Origin of the sequence: Streptomyces sp. NPDC058964, from assembly GCF_042741275.1 — a bacterium.
GTDB lineage: Bacteria > Actinomycetota > Actinomycetes > Streptomycetales > Streptomycetaceae > Streptomyces.
Window position 1 is genome coordinate 7,364 of the sequence record NZ_JBHYKH010000259.1, and the last position, 5,260, is coordinate 12,623.

Consider the following 5,260-nt stretch of genomic DNA (forward strand, 5'->3'; position numbering starts at 1 on the left):
CGCGGGGTGGACACCCCCCCCCCCCCTCCCCCGGGGGCCCCCGGGGGGGGGAGCCCCCCCCCCCCCCCCCCCAACCCACGTGGCAGAGGCCAACACCGGTCCCGCCGCTGCCCCACCGCCGTGCGCAGTGCGCAGAGCGAGGACGGCGAGTGGGCGGCGGTGACCGAGGCTGCGCAGTACGCCGACGGACGGCTGCGCCACTTCGTCGTTCCCGTGGCCACTGATGCGAGCGACGCCTCCTTTGCCGCGACCGGCCCCCGTGCAGTTGCCAGCCTGGCGCGCGCCGCGGTGGCCGAGAGCGTGCCATCCGAGGGCGATCTCTCCTCCGCAGCCGGCGAGTTCTTCGGCGCTTACCTGACGCGGGCCGGGGAGGTCGACCGCTACCTCGCACCCGAGGTGAAGCTGACGCTGGTCTCCCCCGCCCCATACACGGCGGTCACTGTCCAGGAAGTGCTGGCCGACGGCACGGTGGTGCGTGCCCTCGCCCGGGTGGAAGCCCGGGACACGGCCGGCCGGTGGCCGCTGGCGTACGAGCTCACGCTCAGGGCCCGCTCGGGCCGGTGGGAAGTCGCCGCGCTGTCCCACTGGCCGCACCAGGATGCGCCAACGCCCGCCCGCTCCACCCGCTGCCCACGCCGATCACCGACCCGGACAGGATCGCCCGCCTCGACATACGACGGCGGGACCGCCTCGGCGGGGTCCTCCACGAGTACCGACATGGGGCCTGACCCGCACGGACGAAGTTCTGGCAAGGGCACGATCACGTTCGAGGTCTACGCAGAAGTCCTGTTCAGCCATGCTCAGTTCGAGCAAGCCAATACCGTCCGCGCGGAGCACGGTGCGAAGGGGACTCGGCTGCCCCGTCGGGCGGTACGAGCGGTCGGTGGGCCCGCTCCAGCCACTCCCGGTAGGCCGGAGCATCGCGGGCCACCGTCCAGTAGGACTCCTCCAACTCATCGTAGACATTGTCCAGTTCCGCCTCAGTGCGGGCCGCAAGGAGGAGGCGTACGCCGATCGGGTCGCCCTCCAGGGGGCGGATCGCGAGGTCGGGACGGAGATGCGCGGTGGGCTGGCTCACCGTGACCACCTCGCCGGTGGCGGCCAGCGAGTACGCGGTGAGGTAGTCGCCGTGCAGCATCTCCGACTCCAGACCGGCCGCGCGCAGCGCCCGGCACAGGGCGTCCCACTCCCCGTCGACCGTGGAATCAACCATCCAGCGGTCGCCGGCCAGGTCGGCGAGCGGAACCTGCCGCCGCCTCGCCGCCGGGTGGTCCGCCGCCAGGGTGACGAACTGCGGTTCGCGCTCGACGAGAACGCGCAGGCCGAGCCCGGGCGGAATGCGCAGCGGACTGCCTTCGACCTCGTGCACGAAGGCTATGTCGAGCCGTCCCGCAGCGACCATGCCGAGCAGGAAGTTGGCGGACACGTTCATCTGCAGGGTAGGTTCGATCCGCGGGACCCGTGCCCGCAGGAGGCGCAGCCAGCCGGGAATGGCACGGCTCGCCGTGGCACCGATGCGCAGCTGGAACCCCCCGGCTGCGCGGGCGGCCGCTGCCCTGGTCTCGGTGACGATCGCCGTGAACTCCGCCACCAGGGGTCTGGCACGGCTCAGTACCGCCAGTCCCAGCGGGGTGGGCCGGCAACCGGTCTGGGCGCGCACGAAGAGCTGGGCGCCCAGCGCATGCTCGATGCGTCGCAGCTGTGTGCTCACCGAGGGCTGTGCCAGGCCGAGTTGCCGTGCCGCCTTGTGCAGACTGCCGGTGTCGGCGATGGCACAGAGAACGCGAAGGTGCCTCACCTCCAGCTCCATGAAGGGAGCTTAGGGCGGGACGGGTCGGCACACCAGATGTTCAAGTTCCAACGAATAGGGACGAGTCGGCCGAGTCGATCCCGCCGACCGACGCGTCTGGGTGAGCCGGCCGCAGATAGCACCGCGCTATCCCCAACTGCCATCATCCGTCGTCCCATTGGACTGAAGGAGACTCACGGGCAACCGATCGTTCAACCCCACAGGACGAGAAGGAGCCCCCCACATGGCTTCGTTCCCCATGCCCACCAAGCCAAAGAACTCCAGGAGACTTCTGGCCCTCGCACTCGGCCTCGGTCTGGCCTCCGCCGCGCTCGGCACTGCGACACCGGCGGGTGCCCGAAGCACCGCCGAGACCCCAGCCCGGACCTCCGGCGCCGGCTACGTCGGCACGGCCGAGAACACCGGCAACAAGGCGTTCTTCGACGCCGTTCTGAAGTCAGTGGCGAAGCGGCAGGCCTCCCAGCCGTCCCTGAAGGTGGTGACCGTCTACTACAACGTCTCACAGGCGCCGAGCTTCCGTTCCCAGATATCGAGCGCCGCCTCCATCTGGAACAGCTCCGTGTCGAACGTCAAGCTCCAGGCGACCTCGGGAAGCGCGGACTTCGCCTACTACGAGGGCAACGACTCGCGCGGATCGTACGCGTCGACCAACGGCCACGGCAGCGGCTACATCTTCCTGGACTACGCGCAGAACCGGCAGTACGACTCCATCCGCGTCGCCGCCCACGAGACCGGTCACGTGCTGGGCCTCCCCGACCACTACAGCGGCCCGTGCAGCGAGCTGATGTCGGGCGGCGGCCCCGGCCCGTCCTGCACCAACCGGTACCCGAACTCCACGGAGCGCGCCCAGGTCAACCAGCTCTGGGTGAACGGGCTCGCCAAGGCCGTCGCGCAGCTGAGCAAGACCGGCTGACCTCGGTGACCAGGACGGACCGGCCTCCGGCACCTCCCGGTCCGTCCTCTCCGGTCCGGACCGCGGCGCCGACCGCGGTCCGAACCGCTGGACCGCACCCTCATCTGGGACCAGCATCATCTGCTCCATGCCCTGCGCGAGTTCGCGTCGCACGGCCGCGATCCCCCGGCGACGGGAGGCGGATCCGGATCCGCTGGTGCGGGTGGCGGAGGAACTTCATGAGGTGCGGGTGCTGTGGCCCGCGCGGGCAGAGGAGTACGCCGCACAGCACCAGGCGGAGAAACGGGCCGGGCCGTGGACCGTGGCGAACCCGCGCCCCTGGCGGCCTGCGGAGCAGGTCGTGACACCGCCGGGCATAAGACCCGGGCAGCACCCTTCAGGGGTCGGCCAGGAAACCGCGTGCGTCGACGGTGCGGCCCTCGACCTGTCCGAGCAGCCCGCCGTGACCGAGGGCGTCGACGAAGCCGGTGTGCCACCGGTCCCGGGTCAGGGACGTCGTATCGTTGAGCAAGCCCGTGGCTCCTGCATCCAGGGCCGTGCCCGAATGCGTCACGACAATCGGCCGGGTGTGGTTCGCTGCTGGGGTGACTCAGCACTTGGAGATCGTCGCATTCGAATCCGCCGAGGCATTCCAGGCATGGCTCGGCGAGAACCACGCCGTCTCGTCCGGCATCTGGCTCAAGCTTCGCAAGAAGGGCCCCGGAATCGTCGCGCTGGACTACGCCCAGGCGCTCGACGTGGCACTCTGCTACGGCTGGATCGACGGCCAGAAGGCCAAGTTCGACGACCAGTGGTGGCTCCAGCGGTTCACCCCGCGCAAGCCGCGCAGCAAGTGGTCCAAGATCAACCGGGACAAGGCGGCCGCCCTGATCGAGCAGGGCCGGATGCATCCCCAGGGGCAGGCCGAGGTCGACCGCGCCAAGGCGGACGGCCGCTGGGAGGCGGCCTACGACGGCGCGAAGACCGCCACGGTGCCGGACGACCTCGCGGCGGCCCTGACCGCCGACCCGGCCGCGGCCACGTTCTTCGAGACACTGGACCGGCAGAACCGCTACGCAATCCTGTACCGGGTCCAAGACGCCAAGAAGCCGGAGACCCGGGCGCGCCGGATAGAGAAGTACGTAGCGATGCTGGCGAAGGGCGAGAAGCTGCACCCGTAGTCCCGGAGAGGGAGCGCAGCCGTGCAGTGCCCCGGGGGGCCCGGCGCGCCTGCGGCCCCGGCGGCAGCCACCAAGTGCCCTCACTGAGCGTCACGAAACGTCAGAGGCCCTGAGCAGGCGCACTGCTCAAGATCGAAGACCCGTCAAACGTCGCAGAGCCCTCATCGACATCGCTGTCGATGAGGGCTCTGTCGCGCTCGAGCTGTACGAGCAGACCGTCCGCGCTCTCGTCCGTGCCGAGCCTGGCGCGTGGCAGTAGAGCCCCGCTGCACCGACACCAGGCAGTGGCAGCGCAAACGTATGCCCCGAGCCGTTGACGGCAGTGAGCCTTTCCCAAGCTCAGCTTGGGGCGTTTAGGGGGAGGGTGAGGACGGCTTGGACGAGTGCGGTGATGCGGGTGGTGCTGCATCGGAGCTTGCGCAGGAGTCGCCAGGTCTTGAGGGTGGCCATGGCCTGTTCGCCGAGCGCGCGGATCTTGGCGTGGGAGCGGTTGACGGCCTGCTGGCCTGCGGACAGCTTCTCCCAGCGGCCGCGGTAGGGAACCCGCACCGTACCGCCGGCTCCCTGATACGCCTTGTCGGCCCAGCAGGAGATGTCCGCCTGGGTCAGGGCGTCGACGATGCCGTGGGTGCGGGCGGCGCGGACGTCGTGGACCGCGCCCGGCAGGGCGGCCGAGGCCCACAGCAGACGCCCGGACGGATCGGCGATGACCTGCACGTTCATCCCGTGCTTCTTATGTTTTCCGGAGTAGTACGGGCGGTCGGCGGCGATACGGTCGATCGGCAGCAGCGTCCCGTCGAGGATCACGAACGCCTTGCGTGCCGCAGCCCGGACAGCCGTGGCGAGGTCGGACGCGAGCGCGGCCAGGACCTCGACGGCCTCGGCCACGCACCGGGCCACCGTGCTGGTCCCAACGCTGAAACCGGCGGCGAGCTGCGCGTAGGTGTGCCCGCACCGCAGGTGGGCCAGGACCAGCAGGGCCTGCTGGTCCGCCGTGAGGCGGCGCCACCGCGTACCGGGTTCACGGCGTCGGGTCGTCAGCAGACGGGACAGGAGCCGCAGGACCGAACTGGACAGATCCAGCCCCGATGGGTAGACAAGCACATGAAGCTCCGGGCGGACAGGTCGCTCTTGGTCGACAACCCATCTACCAGGAGCTTCACCTCCTCCCGTATGCGGCCCCTACGCCAACTGTGCCGAGGCTCGATAGTTGTCACCGGCGGAGCCGAAAAGGCCGGCAGAAGGGCCTGGCCGAAGCAGCCTGGTTGTCACCTGGAAGGCAGGCTACTTGTCACAGACGCTCGGTGCCTTTCGATCCCTCACCTCGTGGTCCGCCGGCGGCTCGGGCTCGACGGCCGTACCGACATAGCGTGACGG

The 5,260-nt window shown here is 70.1% G+C and carries 5 protein-coding genes; 2 read left to right on the forward strand and 3 right to left on the reverse strand.

Translation table 11 applies throughout. The features are described from left to right. Positions 1-790: 790 nt before the first annotated feature. Positions 791-1,810 carry a LysR family transcriptional regulator gene (locus tag ACFW2E_RS27650; protein ID WP_384469780.1) on the reverse strand — a complete coding sequence of 340 codons (1,020 nt, stop codon included), beginning with the start codon at positions 1,808-1,810 and terminating at the stop codon, positions 791-793. A gap of 223 nt (positions 1,811-2,033) precedes the next feature. Between ACFW2E_RS27650 and snpA the strand changes: the two genes are divergently transcribed. Further along, on the forward strand, positions 2,034-2,723 hold the full coding sequence (gene snpA / locus ACFW2E_RS27655) for a snapalysin (protein WP_384469781.1): 690 nt from the start codon (positions 2,034-2,036) through the stop codon (positions 2,721-2,723). A 376-nt stretch (positions 2,724-3,099) separates the two neighbouring features. Here snpA and ACFW2E_RS27660 read toward each other — a convergent pair whose 3' ends face one another. Further along, positions 3,100-3,234, reverse strand: coding sequence for a hypothetical protein (locus ACFW2E_RS27660; RefSeq protein ID WP_384469782.1), 135 nt, complete (start codon positions 3,232-3,234; stop codon positions 3,100-3,102). A gap of 55 nt (positions 3,235-3,289) precedes the next feature. Here ACFW2E_RS27660 and ACFW2E_RS27665 point away from each other — a divergent pair, with 55 nt between their 5' ends. After that, positions 3,290-3,883 (forward strand): YdeI family protein, encoded by a 594-nt coding sequence (locus tag ACFW2E_RS27665; protein WP_384469783.1) that lies wholly within the window; start codon positions 3,290-3,292, stop codon positions 3,881-3,883. Positions 3,884-4,222: 339 nt separating this feature from the next. Here the strand turns inward: ACFW2E_RS27665 and ACFW2E_RS27670 are convergent, their stop codons facing one another. Continuing rightward, positions 4,223-4,987: a transposase family protein gene (locus tag ACFW2E_RS27670; protein WP_384469784.1), complete on the reverse strand. Its 765-nt coding sequence runs from the start codon at positions 4,985-4,987 to the stop codon at positions 4,223-4,225. Positions 4,988-5,260: the final 273 nt, after the last annotated feature.

Excerpts from the sequence above, each read along its gene's own strand:
- ACFW2E_RS27650 (WP_384469780.1), bottom strand. The coding sequence starts at position 1,810 with ATGGAGCTGGAGGTGAGGCACCTTCGCGTTCTCTGTGCCATCGCCGAC.
- snpA (WP_384469781.1), top strand. The coding sequence starts at position 2,034 with ATGGCTTCGTTCCCCATGCCCACCAAGCCAAAGAACTCCAGGAGACTT.